This window comes from Salinivibrio sp. ES.052, assembly GCF_900141775.1.
Lineage (GTDB): Bacteria > Pseudomonadota > Gammaproteobacteria > Enterobacterales > Vibrionaceae > Salinivibrio.
Map to the genome: position 1 here is coordinate 393452 of NZ_FSRI01000002.1, position 16330 is coordinate 409781.

14 protein-coding genes are annotated in these 16330 nt (G+C 51.5%); 7 read left to right on the forward strand and 7 right to left on the reverse strand.

Going from position 1 to position 16330, the window contains the following annotated elements; translation table 11 throughout:
* Entirely contained in the window at nt 1–729 is a 729-nt protein-coding gene (locus tag BUQ98_RS11475) for an HAD-IA family hydrolase (protein WP_074213946.1), read from the forward strand.
* Here the strand turns inward: BUQ98_RS11475 and BUQ98_RS11480 are convergent.
* From BUQ98_RS11480 to BUQ98_RS11495, 4 genes are read right to left on the reverse strand one after another with little or no spacing between them, the layout of a single operon-like run.
* Nucleotides 726–1169, reverse strand: a complete 444-nt coding sequence (locus BUQ98_RS11480; RefSeq protein ID WP_074213947.1) for a DoxX family protein — start codon at nt 1167–1169, stop codon at nt 726–728. The genes BUQ98_RS11475 and BUQ98_RS11480 overlap by 4 nt on opposite strands.
* Nucleotides 1160–1912, reverse strand: a complete 753-nt coding sequence (locus tag BUQ98_RS11485) for an HvfC/BufC N-terminal domain-containing protein (protein WP_074213948.1) — start codon at nt 1910–1912, stop codon at nt 1160–1162. Before BUQ98_RS11485 ends, BUQ98_RS11480 begins: the two co-directional genes overlap by 10 nt.
* Entirely contained in the window at nt 1909–2748 is an 840-nt protein-coding gene (locus BUQ98_RS11490; RefSeq protein ID WP_074213949.1) for an MNIO family bufferin maturase, read from the reverse strand. The genes BUQ98_RS11485 and BUQ98_RS11490 overlap by 4 nt, the downstream gene beginning before the upstream one ends.
* A gap of 54 nt (nt 2749–2802) precedes the next feature.
* The gene (locus BUQ98_RS11495) at nt 2803–3063 is read right to left on the reverse strand and encodes a BufA1 family periplasmic bufferin-type metallophore (RefSeq protein ID WP_074214223.1); all 261 of its coding nucleotides are present in this window, start codon (nt 3061–3063) and stop codon (nt 2803–2805) included.
* 242 nt (nt 3064–3305) lie between these two features.
* Here BUQ98_RS11495 and uvrD point away from each other — a divergent pair, with 242 nt between their 5' ends.
* Nucleotides 3306–5486 (forward strand): DNA helicase II, encoded by a 2181-nt coding sequence (uvrD, locus tag BUQ98_RS11500; RefSeq protein WP_074213950.1) that lies wholly within the window; start codon nt 3306–3308, stop codon nt 5484–5486.
* Nucleotides 5487–5582: 96 nt separating this feature from the next.
* Here the strand turns inward: uvrD and BUQ98_RS11505 are convergent, their stop codons facing one another.
* Together BUQ98_RS11505 and rarD are read right to left on the reverse strand one after the other, a co-directional pair.
* A complete protein-coding gene (locus BUQ98_RS11505; RefSeq protein ID WP_074213951.1) occupies nt 5583–6227 on the reverse strand; it encodes a LysE family translocator in 645 nt (214 codons plus the stop codon).
* Nucleotides 6224–7159 (reverse strand): EamA family transporter RarD, encoded by a 936-nt coding sequence (gene rarD, locus BUQ98_RS11510; protein WP_074213952.1) that lies wholly within the window; start codon nt 7157–7159, stop codon nt 6224–6226. The genes BUQ98_RS11505 and rarD overlap by 4 nt, the downstream gene beginning before the upstream one ends.
* Nucleotides 7160–7327: 168 nt before the next feature.
* On the opposite strand from rarD, the gene recQ reads away from it, so the two are divergent.
* The 3 genes from recQ (at nt 7328) to BUQ98_RS11525 (ending at nt 10278) form a co-directional block, all read left to right on the forward strand.
* A complete protein-coding gene (gene recQ / locus BUQ98_RS11515; RefSeq protein WP_074213953.1) occupies nt 7328–9208 on the forward strand; it encodes an ATP-dependent DNA helicase RecQ in 1881 nt (626 codons plus the stop codon).
* Nucleotides 9195–9497 (forward strand): DUF3630 family protein, encoded by a 303-nt coding sequence (locus tag BUQ98_RS11520; protein WP_074213954.1) that lies wholly within the window; start codon nt 9195–9197, stop codon nt 9495–9497. The genes recQ and BUQ98_RS11520 overlap by 14 nt, the downstream gene beginning before the upstream one ends.
* A 112-nt stretch (nt 9498–9609) precedes the next feature.
* Nucleotides 9610–10278 carry a 7-cyano-7-deazaguanine/7-aminomethyl-7-deazaguanine transporter gene (locus BUQ98_RS11525; RefSeq protein ID WP_074213955.1) on the forward strand — a complete coding sequence of 223 codons (669 nt, stop codon included), beginning with the start codon at nt 9610–9612 and terminating at the stop codon, nt 10276–10278.
* Nucleotides 10279–10933: 655 nt separating this feature from the next.
* Here the strand turns inward: BUQ98_RS11525 and elbB are convergent.
* Complete coding sequence (gene elbB, locus BUQ98_RS11530) at nt 10934–11584, reverse strand: isoprenoid biosynthesis glyoxalase ElbB (RefSeq protein WP_074213956.1); 651 nt, start codon at nt 11582–11584, stop codon at nt 10934–10936.
* A 456-nt stretch (nt 11585–12040) separates the two neighbouring features.
* Between elbB and polA the strand changes: the two genes are divergently transcribed.
* Both polA and BUQ98_RS16825 read left to right on the forward strand, forming a co-directional pair.
* Nucleotides 12041–14791: a DNA polymerase I gene (polA, locus tag BUQ98_RS11535; protein WP_074213957.1), complete on the forward strand. Its 2751-nt coding sequence runs from the start codon at nt 12041–12043 to the stop codon at nt 14789–14791.
* 116 nt (nt 14792–14907) lie between these two features.
* A protein-coding gene (locus tag BUQ98_RS16825; RefSeq protein WP_139294610.1) for an IS3 family transposase occupies nt 14908–16136 on the forward strand; the annotation gives its coding sequence in 2 pieces (ribosomal slippage) (nt 14908–15259 and nt 15259–16136; 1230 coding nt in all).
* Nucleotides 16137–16330: the final 194 nt, after the last annotated feature.

Below are 16330 nucleotides of genomic sequence, written 5' to 3' on the forward strand. Positions count from 1 at the left end.
ATGAAATTTTATCGTCGCTTAAACGCGTTTGATGCGGTGAGTTTTGACTTGGATGATACCTTGTACGATAACTGGCCGGTGATCGCACGTGCGGAGGCGGCGCTAACCGACTACTTGGGCGAGCACTGCCCGCCGCTCGCCGCGCTTGATAAAGCTACCCTTGCGGGATTTCGCCGCCAAGCCCGTGATGAGAACCCTGCCCAACGCTTTGATGTTACCGCGATGCGGGTTGCCCAGCTGACGCTTGCCGGTGAACATGTTGGTTTAACTGCGGAGAAGGCGCGCGCACAAGCCCAAGCGGCGACCACCTTCTTTTGCGGATATCGCAGTGATTTTACCCCGCCGGCGCACAGTTTGGCTTACTTAAAAGCCTGGTCCGAGAAACTGCCATTGGTGGCCATCACCAACGGTAACGTCGACACCGATGCGATTGGCCTGTCGCCGTTTTTCCAGCATATTTTCCGTGCCGGTGAACACGGGGCGGCCAAACCGAGCCCAGAGATGTTTGATAAAGCCGCGCAGGCCTTAGGCATCGCCCCGGCGCGTATTTTACATGTGGGCGATCACTTAAGTTCGGATGTAGCTGGGGCGCGCCAAGCGGGCATGCAAGCCTGTTGGATCCGCCCAGACCGCCAATCCCCGATGATGCATAAAGGACGCACCTTACCGGATGTGGCGATCGACGATTTATCTGAGCTCGATACCCTTATTCAGCAACGGCACCGCTAATGGGTGCCGCTTGGTTTGCGGGCTAGCCAGTTATCGAGGTTAAGCCAACCCGGCCCCCACACACTGACCACTAACAAGATCACGCCCCACATAATGTGGTCATCATAGCCACGCTCCCATAGCAGTGGGTAGGAGGCGACCGCGACAATGTTGAACATAAATAACGCCAACGTCATGGGACGCGCGAGCAGGCCCAAAGCAACAAATACTGGCAAAATCAGCTCCGCCGCGGTCCCTAAATAAGCGGCCAGCTGCCACGGCAGCAACGGCACCTGATACTCATACTCGAACAGGTATAGGGTGCTGTCCCAATTTTGGTATTTGATCAGCCCGGATTGAAAAAAAATCCACGCTACATAGACGCGACCCATTAGCAGAAGTAACGGCTGCAGTGGGGTAAGCGCGCGGGCGAAGGTGTGATTGATTGTGGTTAGCCACATGGCTTACTCCTTAGCATTGCAGGCAGTCGTTGGGTGGTAAATGCATTCATGGCCGCGAGCTCAGACACACACGCAAGTTGCGTCTCTGACAGCGCGCCTAATGGAGTGTGTGGGCAGGCGTTGAGCACACTGACATGATGGGCACTGAGCGCGTACCAATGCACCTTGTCTTGGTTAGCAACCAGTAATAAAGCTTGCGGCTTCTCGACCACCAACCCTTCGAACTGCTCGGTGGCGATCGCTTGCCACACGTCACTCACCGCGTAGTCGCTTTCAAATAAACGGGCTTGATGGTTGAGCGGTAAACAAACCTGCACTTGTTGCTCAGGGCTTAGCAACGCGAGCGCGCTGCCTTCAAACGCCGGAGAGGGAGGGGTGAGAGTGAGCACCACTTGCGCCCACTCAAAACGGGCAAGTTCGGCGCAACACGGCACGGGCTCGATAATATTGGGTAGGGCGCGCAAGGTCGCATCGAACTGTGCGCCATAGTCTTCCATCACCCCGGTTTGTGGGGGATGCACCATCGCATGATGACGCGCTACCGCGTCAAAACACGCCTCACCCAGTAGTGCACAGGTCTTGGGATACACGCATTTTAAGGTGTCGGTCAGGGTGACCACATAATGGTTGCGATAAATCTGCAACCGCTTGTCAGCGGCAACGCGACCGTCTTTTATCGGCAGCGGCTGGGGGTCATCCCGTAATGTGGCAGCAAAGGCTTGCTGCAGGGTTGCCAGCGTCATACCGCCTCCTTGTGTCGAGCCAGTCGGTGGTGGGCTTTGGCCGCTTCTGCTAACAATCGCTCGGGTGCGGGCAAGTCAGTATCCCACTCAATGAGGGTGTGGCGCGGGCCGTGGCGGTCAATCCACTGTTGATAGAGCATCCATACTGCCTCGCTAACCGGCTGGTTATGGGTGTCTATCCAAATTTCTCCTGCGGGGGTGTGTTTGACGGTAAACCCAGCAAGGTGAATTTCTTTCACCGCATGGGCGGGAATCGCGTCAAGGTAGGTGCTGGCGCTGAAATGATGGTTAAACGCGCTGACATGAACGTTGTTTAAATCGAGCAGTAAATCGCAGCCCGTGCGAGCGTGTACTTCGGCGAGAAATTCCCATTCGTGGTAGTCACCCTGAGTAAAGCTTAAATAGCTCGATGGATTTTCAATCAGCAGGGGGCGCTGTAGCGCATCTTGAACCTGTTGCACATTGGCGCAAAATACTCGCAATGCCTGCTCGGTATAGGGGAGGGGGAGTAAATCGTGAAAGTGTTGCCCGTCTATCCGGCTCCAACTTAAATGGTCAGACACAAACAGTGGCTCGACGTGTTTGACCAGTGTACACAGTTTGTCTAAATGGGCCCGATCCAGCGGCTCGTCGCTCCCCAGCGATAATCCCACGCCATGACAGCTGATGGCGTAATCCTCACGTAATCGCATCAGGGTTGAAAAAGCAGGACGGTGAGGGCGGAAATAGTTTTCACTGTGAATTTCTAGCCAGCCAAGCTTTGGGCGATATTGGTCGAAGTAGGCGAGATGTGGTTGTCTGAGCCCCACGCCGGTCAAAACGGTTGCCTCATCCATGGTCGCTCCTTGTGATCAAGTGACAAAGCCCGGGGCAAGCCCGGGCGCGCCATATCAGGATGACGAGGTACTGCCGCCAGCTAAGCGATCGCACAACCCTTCAGGCACCATGACAAAAGCATCTTTTTGGCCGTCTTCGGTGGAGGTGCCCGCGCAGGAGCTGGTATTGGTGGCGCAGTCATTTTGTCCGGCTTTGGCGACGCCATAGCATTTTTCTTTTTCTGCCGCATGGGCCGGTGCGCTAGTAAGTGTGGTAGCGCCTACAGCCAGTAATCCTGTCACTGCGGCGGTAACCGCTAGGTTAGTGTGTTTCATCATGCTACCTCTTCTTGTTCCGTGTTGGTGTTATCAGCTCACTGATTGGTGGTGAGCATATAAACCAAGATAGGAAAACACTGCGCAATCTTTCACCGCTTAAGCGGTTTTTTTGCATACTGGTGGCTAACTTGCTGAATTATTGTTTAAAAAAGTTGCCTCGGGATCGGGCGCGCAATTTAGTGGTGAGCTGGTATAATCGCTAACCAGTGTATAAATACCCAGTGAAATGGCAGGTGGCGATGGACGTATCAACCCTTCTTGACGGACTCAACGACAAACAGCGTGAAGCCGTGGCCGCGCCACTGGGTCATCATCTGATATTGGCCGGCGCAGGCAGTGGTAAAACGCGGGTTCTGGTTCATCGTATGGCGTGGCTAATGCGGGTGGAAGAGGCATCGCCGTTCTCGGTGATGGCGGTGACTTTTACCAATAAAGCGGCAGCGGAAATGCGCGGCCGTATTGAGCAATTAATGCAGGGCACCGCCTCTGGCATGTGGTGTGGCACCTTCCACGGCATTTGCCATCGTATTCTCCGTGCCCACTATTTGGATGCCAACCTGCCGCAAGATTTCCAAATTCTTGACTCAGACGATCAGAAGCGTTTGTTACGCCGGTTGATTAAAGCGCAAAATTTGGATGAAAAACACTGGCCTGCCAAACAAGCGAGTTGGTACATCAATGGCAAAAAAGACGAAGGCTTGCGTCCCAAGCACATTGATACCCGTCATGATCCAGTCGAAAGCACTTGGCTGCGGATTTATCAGGCTTATCAAGAAGCCTGTGATCGCGCCGGTTTGGTGGATTTTGCGGAGATCTTGCTGAGAACCTTAGAGTTATTGCGCGATAAAGCGGTGATCCGCGAACACTACCAAGCGCGTTTCCAGCACATTTTGGTGGATGAGTTCCAAGATACCAACAACATCCAATATGCGTGGCTGCGTATGATGGCCGGCCAACAGGCGCATGTGATGATTGTCGGTGACGACGACCAATCCATTTACGGCTGGCGTGGCGCGAAAGTCGAAAATATTCAGCGTTTTCTGGATGATTTCACCACCCCGCAGACCATTCGTTTGGAGCAAAACTACCGCTCAACCAGTACGATTTTGCAAGCGGCTAACACCCTGATTGAAAACAATGCCGACCGGATGGGCAAAAGCCTGTGGACCGAGGGCAAAGAGGGTGAACCGATCTCGGTGTATGCCGGTTTTAATGAGCTGGATGAAGCGCGTTTTGTGGTTGGGAAAATCAAAACCTGGCAAGACGAGGGCGGTGCGCTTACCGACAGTGCGATTTTATACCGCAACAACGCCCAATCTCGGGTGCTGGAAGAAGCCTTAATTCAAGCCGGCCTGCCTTATCGTATCTACGGCGGCATGCGCTTTTTCGAACGTCAGGAAATCAAAGACGCACTGGCCTATTTGCGTTTGATGGCTAACCGTAATGACGATGCGGCGTTTGAGCGGGTGGTGAACACGCCCACTCGTGGGATTGGTGATCGCACCCTTGAGACGCTTCGTGGCGCGGCGCGCGATCGTGGCCAAACCTTATGGCACACGGCCGAGCAAATCTTGGCAGAAAAAGCACTGGCAGGACGGGCGGCCAATGCGTTGGGCCGGTTTATCGAGCTGGTCAATGCGCTAGAAGATGACACCCGTGACATGGCACTGTATCAACAAACCGATGCGGTGATCCGTCACTCCGGCTTGCGCGCCATGTACGAGCAAGAAAAAGGCGAAAAAGCGCAAGCGCGCGTCGATAACCTGGAAGAGTTGGTGACGGCCACGCGCCAATTTACCCCTCCCGAAGAGGCGGAAGCCGAAGGGATGACTCCGCTGTCGGCGTTCTTGGCCCATGCCGCCCTTGAGGCCGGTGAAGGCCAAGCGGACGAGTTTGATGATGCGGTCCAATTGATGACCTTGCACAGTGCCAAAGGCCTCGAGTTCCCCTTAGTCTTTATGGTCGGAGTGGAAGAGGGCATGTTCCCCAGCCAGATGTCAGCCGAAGAAGCAGGCCGCTTAGAAGAAGAGCGTCGCCTTTGCTATGTCGGCATGACGCGAGCGATGGAAAAACTCTATCTGACCTACGCAGAAATGCGCCGTGTGTACGGCAAAGACATGTTCCACAAGATCTCGCGCTTTATACGTGAACTGCCCGAGGCTTGCTTGGAAGAAGTGCGGATGCGTGCCAATGTCTCACGCCCAGCCGCAAGCGGTGGCCGTTTCTCCAAAACGCAGACCCAAGAGAACTTTAACCAAACCGGATTTAGTTTGGGTCAGCGGGTTCAACACCCTAAGTTTGGTGAAGGCACCATCATCAACTTTGAAGGTAGTGGCGGACAAAGCCGCGTACAAGTTGCCTTTAATGGGGAAGGGATTAAGTGGTTGGTGACTCAGTACGCCAAACTGGAAGCGCTTTAATCCCGACCGCTTCCCGCAAAGTCATGCAACACACGCCCAGCCTCGGTTGGGCGTGTTGGTGTTTATCCCATCGCCTGCATTTTTTCAGCCGCGGCATTAGCCGAACACGCCGGCTTGCCAAACGACCGCGCCACCTAACAGCAAAAACAACAGCGCACACAGGCCATCGATAACTGGGGCGACTTTGGTGAGCACCTGCTGTACGCGACTGCCTGACAGCAGCCAGGCGAGCGAAGAAAACCACCCTAATGAGAGAAAGAACACCACCGCCACGGCCATCGCTTTGCCACTGGCAGACATGCTGGCCGGCACCAAGGTACTCATCAACGAAATAAAAAACACCAAGGCTTTCGGGTTAAAAAGGTTGGTCAGTACTCCTTTCCAAAAGGCCTGTTTTTGGCCGCGTACCGCAGGCGCATCATTGTCGGGTTGCGCCGGCGCTGTGGTGGCGGCGAGCAAGCCTTTAATGGCGCTAAGGCCTAAATACATTAGCACACTGCCCCCCGCTACCTGCACCCACATAAACAGTTGCGGGTGCTGATGTACCAACAGGCTGATGCCGGTAATGCTCAGTATTGTGTGCGCCAAAATACTGAGCGATAACCCCAGCGCAATCGCCAAGCCAGTGGCACGGCCATAACGGGTCGCATTTTGGAGCACCAAGGCAAAGTCGGGCCCGGGGCTGAGCAGCGCAACCATATGTACCCCCGCCAGCGTGGCGAGAATAGCGAACTCATTCATCCTGATTTTCCTGCTGACAAAGGTGTGGTCTCTATCTTGGCCTCTTGCTGTCGCTTCGCCCGATAGGCATCAAAGCTAAATATCGCCAAAGCGGCCCAAATAAAGCCGAACGTCGTGGCCTTGTCGGGGGTGAAAGGTTCGTCATACAAGCCGACGGCGAGTAAAAACATTAAGCTGGGGCCGATGTATTGGAAAAAGCCCAATACCGTCAAGGGTAAGCGGGTCGCGGCACCGGTAAAGCACAATAACGGTACCGTAGTGATCAAACCGGCCGCCGCCAGCAGCATATTGAGGCTAATCGTGTTGTCGAGCAGGTTGGCGGTAGGGGTATCGGCAAATTGCCAAAGATAAATCAAAGCCACGGGGAGCAGAGTGCAAGTCTCTACAAACAGACCCGGGACGGCAGGCAGGTTGATTTTTTTACGCAGTAAGCCGTAAATCGCAAAGCTGGTGGCAAGTATGAGTGCGATCAATGGTAATGAACCAAAGGTGATCAACTGTACCAATACGCCGACCAACGCCAGCGCGGCCGCAAGCCACTGCAGACGGCGAAAACGTTCGCCAAGAAAGATTATCCCCAGTGCCACGTTAACCAGTGGATTAATGTAATAGCCAAGGCTGGCATCCAACATGCGGTTATTGACAATCGCCCAGATAAAAATCAGCCAGTTACAGCCGATAAAGCAAGAAGTGAGCATCAGCATCAACAGTTTTTTCGGCTCGCGGATAATCGGCTTGAGCTGATAAAAGCGGCGGGTGAAAAAAAGAAGCAATGCCAAAAAAATAAATGACCAAATAACCCGATGCGATAAGATCTCGGGTGCCGGGATATGATTGACCGTTTTAAAATACATGGGGGCAATGCCCCACATAATGTACGCGGCGAGGGCTAATAGCACGCCTTGACGTGTGCGTTTCGGATCAGGAGTCACAGAGCTTTCTCATTATTGATATCGGTCAGGGATGAACATGAATCCATGCATGTTGCCTAGGTGTAACAAGTTGTAAGCGCGGGCGCAAGCACCTTTCTCGGTGCTCAGGGTTTCATCGCCTAGAGGGTGTCGGTAGAATGATCGCCAGTTTGAGTAACGAGCTTGATTATGTCCTCCACCCCCGCCCATGTTGATGCGCTAACGGCTGTTGAAACATCTACTTCTGCTGTTGACCATAGTCCAGCCCTTAAGATGCTTAAAGAGGTGTTTGGTTATCACCAGTTCCGCGAGGGCCAGCAAGCGGTGATTGATGCGGCGATTGCGGGGCGTGATGCCTTGGTGATTATGCCGACGGGTGGCGGGAAGTCGTTGTGCTATCAGATCCCCGCTTTGGTGCGTACTGGCTTGACCGTGGTGATTTCACCCTTGATTTCATTGATGAAAGATCAGGTTGACCAGCTTAATGCCAATGGTGTCGCGGCCGCTTGCTTAAACTCGGCGATGACGCCAGAGGCACAAGCTGAGACGTTACGCGCGTTAAACCACGGTGAGATGAAGCTGCTGTACGTGTCGCCCGAACGCGCCTTAGGTCGCGACTTTATTCATCGCTTAACGGAGTGGCAACTGGCGTTGATTGCGGTCGATGAAGCGCACTGTATTTCCCAGTGGGGGCATGACTTTCGTCGTGAATATGCTTCTTTGGGCCAGCTCAAGCAGTACTTCCCTGATGTGCCGGTGATGGCGTTGACGGCCACCGCGGATGCCACCACGCGTGAAGACATTTTATCGCGCCTCGCCCTGCATAATCCCCTGGTGCACCTGGGCAGCTTTGATCGTCCCAATATTCGCTATACCTTGTTAGAAAAGCACAAGCCCTTGGCGCAATTGGTGCATTTTTTAACTGGCCTGCGTGGTCAGTCGGGGATTGTCTATTGTAATAGCCGAAAGCGGGTGGAGCAGGTCACTCAAAAGCTGTGTGACAACAATATGCTGGCGGCGGCTTACCATGCAGGAATGACCACAGAGGCGCGCGGGTCAGTGCAAGAGGCGTTTCAACGTGACGATGTTAATATTGTGGTGGCCACGGTGGCGTTTGGGATGGGGATCAATAAGCCCAATGTCCGCTTTGTGGTGCACTATGATGTGCCGCGCAATATTGAATCTTACTACCAAGAAACCGGCCGTGCCGGACGAGACGGGCTACCGGCTGAAGCGGTGTTGTTGTACGACCCCTCCGACATGGGATGGCTCCATCGCTGCTTGGAAGAAAAGCCGGATGGGCCCCAAAAGCAGGTCGAAAGCCATAAACTGACCGCGATGGGCGCGTTTGCCGAAGCGCAAACCTGTCGCCGTTTAGTGCTCCTAAACTACTTTGGCGAGAACCGCCAAACCCCCTGTGGTAACTGTGATATTTGCCTCGATCCACCCACGCATTTTGATGGTACCGAGCAGGCGCAAAAGGCGCTCTCTTGTGTTTACCGTGTCAATCAGGGCTTTGGGGTCGGGTATGTGGTAGAAGTACTGCGCGGCATGCAAAATCAGCGCATTAAAGATCATGGCCATGACAAGCTTTCTACCTATGGCATCGGGCGAGAGTGGAGCCATGAGTATTGGGTGAGCATCATTCGCCAGCTGATCCACCGTGGCTACTTGATGCAAAACATTGCCCGTAGCTCGGTGCTGCAGTTGACCGAACAAGCACGACCATTGCTGCGCAGTGAAATTGCCCTCGAGCTTGCGGTGCCGCGGATTGGCCTCAGCCCACGCACCAAAGCCAACAAGCTGAGCCAGCGCCATTATGACAAAAAGCTGTTTGCCAAGTTACGCAAGTTACGGAAAGCCATTGCCGATGAAGAAGATATTCCACCTTATGTCGTGTTTAACGACGCAACCTTGATGGAGATGGCCGAAATGCTGCCTTCTTCACACGCTGAACTTCTGGCTGTCAGCGGTGTGGGGCAACGCAAACTGGAAAAATTTGGCGATGCGTTTTTGGACTTGATTGATGATCACCTCGGAATCAGTGAGTACGGATATGGCACTGAGTAATTGGCAACCACTGGCGTCAGACAAGACTTTAGCGTTTTATCAGCCAGCACTCGATGCCGACAATGCGAGGGCAGTGTGTCAGCCTTTGCTTGAGACGCTTGAGGCACGTGTGCTAGAAAGCCAACAAGACGCTGATATGGTCACCTGGCTGATTGACTTTGAAGGCACGCGCTTGATGCTCAAGGCGGCCCATTACACCCAGAGTGTATGGCTAGAGCCGCTGGATGCTGACGGTGAAGAGGTGATTGCTTTTTTACGCCGCTGGTGGACGCGTCATCCGCCTCTCTAAATTGCACTGGCACCATCGTTTGATTGCTGTATAATTCGCCACCTCGCGCTGCCTGTCGACAGGTAGCTAAGTATTTTGGGTTCCCTCGCCCCCAATAACAAAAAGGTGCACTATGAGCCACTTTTCTCTTGCTCAGCAGCGTAAAGCGCTGGGCTATCTCGTTATTTTCCATCTTTTGATCATCGCATCCAGTAACTACTTGGTGCAGATCCCCTTTACGGTTTGGGGTTTCCATACCACGTGGGGCGCATTTACCTTTCCGTTCATCTTTCTGGCGACCGATCTCACGGTGAGAATATATGGTCCGGCGTTGGCGCGCCGCATTATTTTATTCGTGATGATGCCCGCGTTGCTGATTTCCTATGTGCTATCGGTTTTGTTTTATCAAGGTAGCTATCAAGGCTTTGCTGAGTTGGGCACGTTCAATATCACCGTCGCCCGAATTGCGATAGCCAGCTTTATGGCTTATCTGCTCGGCCAGATCTTAGATATTCACGTATTCAACCGCTTGCGCCAGCAGCGCCAATGGTGGGTCGCGCCGAGTTGTTCCACCTTGTTTGGTAATGCCTCAGACACGCTCGCCTTTTTCGCGATTGCATTTTACCAAAGCCAAGATGCGTTTATGGCGGAGCACTGGGTCGAGATTGCTTTTGTCGACTATGCCTTTAAGCTGATTATTAGCTTGGGGCTGTTTATTCCTATGTATGGGGTGTTACTCAACTTGATTATTCGGCGCATCACACAGGTGACGCCGTCGGCGACGGTACAGCAAACGTCCTAATTAGTAGCAGAATAAAGAGTCGCATCGCGGCTCTTTTTTTACATCAGCTTACCGACTACCGCCTTTATTTTGAGAAGCAGATCAATAAATGTACAGCGAATAAAAAATAAACGTATTTTCTTCTTGATTAACGATAATGAGAATGGTTATTATTAGCTTGCAATCAGGGACACGACACGACGTCCCCTGAAGGCACGACATTGCTCACATTGCTTCCAGTGTATTAGCGGGGCGCTTATCAGACAGTGATTAAGTTAGTCCGTTTTTGCTAGGCGACACCTTTCGGGGTGTCGCTTTTTTCTTTTTTGGGCAATGGCCTTTGCTTTTCGAACGATGGTTATTGGCGTGCTGGCTGTGGGTGCAATGAAAGTTTGATGACAGCGAGCGAGTCTGAGCACAAGATCAACAAATGAAAAAGATTCTCAATTAAGTGTTGAAAACGGTAATGAGAATGGTTATTGTTAACTTGTCTTCAGGGCCAAGCCCACATGCTCAGCGCTGAAGGCACGACATTGCTCACATTGCTTCCAGTGTATTGGGGCCAGCAAACTGTTACTAAGACAGCTTTGATTTTGCGCTCACTTGTTATAGCGACGCCCATCTCGGCGTCGCTTTTTTCTTTTCTCTTCTTTGTCTCTTTGTGGATGAGCGTGGCTTAGGCGAGCTCAACCAATTTTTTTACCATACGATTGATGCCAACGGCCGCATCAGTGACGGATGTCGCGAGCATATAGGCGGGGGTGGAAAGCAGATGGTGGCGTTGGTCGAGAACATAATCCGACACCGGACAGTCGATATGTTCACCGCCCATACGATTAAAGGCGGCGGCGATGTCAGGTTCATTGCCGATGGTGCCTTTGACGCCTTTGGGGTAGATCTGTGGGATCATGATCGGTGCGATACACATATAGCCGGCGGGCTTTTCTGCACGAGAAAAGGCTTGGCAGACGGCGAGCATATCTTGGTGTACCTGAACCGGATCGCCATTGTAAGCAAAGTCTGATAAGTTCTTGGCAGCGCCAAAGCCACCGGGAACGAGCAAGGCGTCGAAGTGATCGACGTTCAGCTCAGTCAGTGGAAGAATATCTCCACGTACAATGCGGCTGGCTTCAGTGAGCACATTACGCGTTTCGCTCATCGGCTCGCCAGTGCGATGATCGATCACATGGTGCTGATCGATATCTGGGGCGAAACACTGCCATTGTGCATCGTTTTGTTCGAGTGCTAGCAGGGATAACACGGTTTCTTGGATCTCTGCGCCGTCAAAGACGCCACAGCCAGATAAGATCACAGCCACCTTTTTCATCACGCTCTCCTTGTATCGATATTTAAACATCGTGATCCGTGTGGGCAATACACAACGATCAACGATGCTTGTTGACGGTCATGTTTATCAGTGTCGCATTGGCGTTGAGTTATGCGAAAGCTTAACCAAGTTCGACAATGAAATTGGTGATTATCTCCGCAGTTTATGATGACTTTCTCTGCAACCTTTAGCAGAGAGATCAATTTCTTTTTCCACATCACAAGATCCTTTATCGATCAAGATCAGGATCCTGTTATTAAATTCAAGATATTGTTTTTATTGAATAAAAACTTCAATTTTTGTTTAAATTTAGACGGGATCAAAATCCTATAAAATATTTACCAACAAAGTTATCCACAAACAGTCCGTCTTGGGAGAAAAACCATGGTTAACAGGGGTCACGACTCGTGGCATGCTTAGCGACTAACGTGTTTAACTGGCAATCAAGATACTGATATGGCAACTCTTCCCGATAACCCTCTTATCCTGGTCGATGGCTCCTCTTACCTTTACCGGGCCTACCATGCATCACCAAGTCTAACCAATAGTGACGGTGAGCCGACGGGAGCTGTATATGGTGTAGTGAATATGCTGCGAAGCCTATTACGTCAATACCCGCACTCACATGTCGCGGTGATTTTTGATGCCAAAGGGAAGACGTTCCGTGATGACATGTATGAACAGTACAAAGCGAATCGCCCCCCGATGCCCGATGATTTACGCGGGCAAATTGCGCCGTTACACAAAATCATCAAAGCTATGGGCTTGCCATTATTAGCCGTTGAAGGGGTTGAAGCTGATGATGTGATTGGCACACTGGCCACCCAAGCCTCGAAAGCGGGTATGCCGGTATTGATCAGCACGGGTGATAAAGACATGGCCCAGCTTGTGGATCAGCATGTCACCCTCATTAATACCATGACCAATGTGGTGATGGACCCGGATGCGGTCCGCGAAAAATATGGTTTCGGCCCTGAACATATCATTGATTATCTCGCGCTGATGGGTGACAAGGTCGATAACATTCCTGGTGTACCGGGCGTGGGCGATAAAACCGCGACGGCGCTGATTGCCAACCTTGGCGGCTTGGATGATATCTACGCCAATCTGGATAAAATTGCTGATCTGAGCTTCCGCGGCGCCAAGAGCATGGCAAAAAAGCTGACAGAGAATAAAGAAGGCGCCTATCTTTCTTATCAATTAGCCACCATCAAATTGGATGTGGCACTTGATTTCACGCCGCAACAACTGATTAAGCAAGCGCCAGATAATGACACCTTGGTGACCATGTATCGTGATTTACAGTTTCGTCGTTGGCTCAAAGAGCTCGATGAGGGGGATGCGCCAGAGGAAGCAACCTCCGATGAGCCCCTCTCGCAGGCTGTCAATATTGAGCGTGATAATTACCAAACCGTGTTCACCCTTGAGGAGTTAGAGGCGTGGCTAGAGAAAATTCACCAAGCCGATGTGGTCGCGGTCGATACGGAAACGGATAGCCTTAATTACATGGAAGCCAATTTGGTCGGCATTTCGTTTGCCGTTGCCCCTGGCGAGGCGGCTTATGTGCCGGTTTCACATGATTATTTGGAAGCACCTGCACAGTTATCCCTGGAGGAAGTGTTGAGCGTGTTGCGTCCTTGGTTGGAAGACCCTTCAGCGGTGAAAGTCGGCCAGAATCTGAAATATGATGCCAGTGTGTTTGCGCGTCATAACGTGACGCTAAAAGGGATTGCCTATGACACCATGCTGGAGTCGTACGTCTACAACAGTGTGGCGGGACGCCATGACATGGGCAGCCTCGCTGAGCGCTATTTGCAGCACACCTGCATCAGTTTTGAAGACATTGCCGGGAAAGGCAAGAAACAACTGACCTTTAACCAAATCCCTTTAGAGCAAGCCGCTCCTTATGCCGCGGAAGACGCCGATGTCACCTTGCGTTTGCATCACTACTTAATTGGTCGCGTCACCAGCGATGAGAAACTGAAAACCATTTTTGAGTTTTATGAAATGCCATTGGTGAATGTGCTCTCGAGGATGGAAAGGCATGGCGTACGCATCGATAAAGACAAACTGGCCACCCAATCAGAGACGTTGCATACGCGTTTGATTGAACTGGAACGCGAGGCTTTTGAGATTGCTGGCGAAGAATTTAACTTAAGCTCGCCTAAGCAATTACAGGCGATCTTGTTTGAGAAAATGGGTCTGCCCGTGGTGAAGAAGACCCCATCCGGCAGCCCCTCGACCAATGAAGAGGTGCTTCAAGAGCTCTCGCTCGATTACCCGCTGCCTGCACGGATTTTGGAATACCGTGGGCTGGCAAAACTCAAGTCAACCTACACGGACAAGTTGCCGCGCATGATCAATGCGCAAACGGGCCGCGTGCATACCTCGTATCATCAAGCTGTCACTGCGACCGGGCGGTTATCGTCAACCGATCCAAACTTACAGAATATCCCGATTCGGAACGAGCAGGGCCGCCGTATTCGTGAAGCCTTCACCGCGGAACCGGATCATACGATTTTGGCGGTGGATTACTCGCAAATCGAATTGCGGATTATGGCGCACCTATCCGGTGATAAAGCCTTGCTAGAAGCGTTCCGTGACGGCAAAGATATTCACGCCGCCACCGCAGCGGAAGTGATGGGGGTGAGTCTTGATGAGGTCACCAGTGAGCAGCGTCGCCGCGCCAAAGCGATCAACTTTGGTCTGATTTATGGTATGAGTGCCTTTGGCCTCTCGCGCCAGCTCGGCATTGGTCGCCATGAAGCGCAAACCTACATGGACACCTACTTTGAGCGTTATCCGGGCGTGAAAGCGTATATGGATAGCACTCGTGAGCAAGCGGCAGAAAAAGGCTATGTTGAAACCATCTTTGGCCGCCGCTTGTACTTGCCTGAAATAAAATCACGCAATGGCATGCGCCGTAAAGGGGCGGAGCGGGCCGCAATTAACGCGCCGATGCAAGGTACCGCGGCGGATATTATTAAGCGCGCGATGATTTTGGTCGATCAGTGGATCCAAGCGAATGCGGCTGATGACGCTCGTTTGGTGATGCAGGTACATGATGAGTTAGTGCTGGAAGTAAAAACGTCATCAATGTCCAAAGTTGAAAGCCAAGTACGGAAATTGATGGAGTCTGCCGCTGACCTGGATGTGCCTTTGATCGCTGAGGCGGGATCCGGGGATAACTGGGGAGAAGCCCACTAAATTCAGGGTTTTCATTGACCTTTCTGTCTTTTTATACCAAAAGCCGATATTTACATCGGCTTTTTTTGTTGACTATGTCCCGTCCTGAAATACGTTGACATAAAGAGGACTTCTTTATGACAACATCAAGTAATTCAAGCCGTAAGCGCACGCAACGTGATTACACCTTAGCCTTTAAATTAGGCGTTGTAGAGCGTGTTGAAAAAGGCGAAATGACGTACAAACAAGCTCAAGCCCGTTTTGGCATTCAGGGCCGCTCAACGGTACTCGTCTGGCTCAGAAAACATGGTAGACTCGATTGGTCGAAGCCATTTCAGCATCCCCTTATGCCACATTCAAAAGAAACCCCATCCGAAACTATCAAGCGCCTTGAGCGTGAGTTAGCCGAAGAGAAACTGCGTAACCAAATCCTCAATGGTATGGTCGATATCATGGACAATGAGTACGGAGCCGGCCTCAGAAAAAAGTACTTATCCGGTACATCTGGCAAGCCAAAGCCAAAAGTAAAATAAAGTTAGCGGCGGCATGTCGTGCCACAGGCATTTCTCGGCAAGGTGTCTATCAAGCCGTTGCTCGAATGGAAAGCCGAAGAGCTGAACTATCAATCATCAGAGACTGGGTCCAATACTGGCGTAAGTATATGCCGAGGTTAGGGGCGCGTAAGCTCTACGCGTTGGTAAAGCCCAAGCTAGTTGAACACGAAATTAAGCTAGGGCGAGACGGGTTTTTTAGCTATCTGAGAAGCGAAGGCTTACTGGTTAAACCCAAGAAAAGCTACACAAAAACTACGTGTAGTAAGCACTGGATGAAGAAGCATCCTAACCTGCTAAAAGAAGACGGACTGCATGATGCTGCGCATGTACTGGTCAGCGACATCACTTATGTTGAATCAGACCAAGGTGTGCACTATCTGTCACTGGTGACCGATGCCAACTCACGCAAGATAGTGGGTCATCACGTTAGCGAAGATATGAAAGTCGACAATGTAGTGAAAGCGCTGAAAATGGCCGTCAAAGATAAGCGCTATATCGGCAATGCGGTACATCACTCAGACCGAGGTTCGCAATACTGCTCAGCCGTTTATCAGAGTGCGCTACAGGAGAGTCAAATCCAGCCGTCGATGACGGATGGTTATGATTGCTACCAAAACGCGTTAGCGGAAAGAGTCAATGGCATACTGAAGCATGAGTTTTTACTGTACCGGTGTAAGACACTGACAGAGCTTAAAATACTGGTAAAAGAATCGATAGCGATATACAACGAAATGAGACCGCACCTAAGTTTAAGTATGGCAACCCCCAATCAGGTGCATAATAAAAAAGGCCAGCTACTGGAGCTGGCCTAAAAACTGTCAACCTATATTAGGACGGGACACTATCCACCTGATCTTTCGTGTTTTTACGCTAAACAGTCCCATTTTTATGAAAAAAAATTACGTAAGATACTTTTCAACACTGAGTGATTGATATACAGTTAACAACGTAGGGTACAGAGGTAAGATGTTCTATCTTTCAGACCTTTTGTTTCACGTTATTGGAT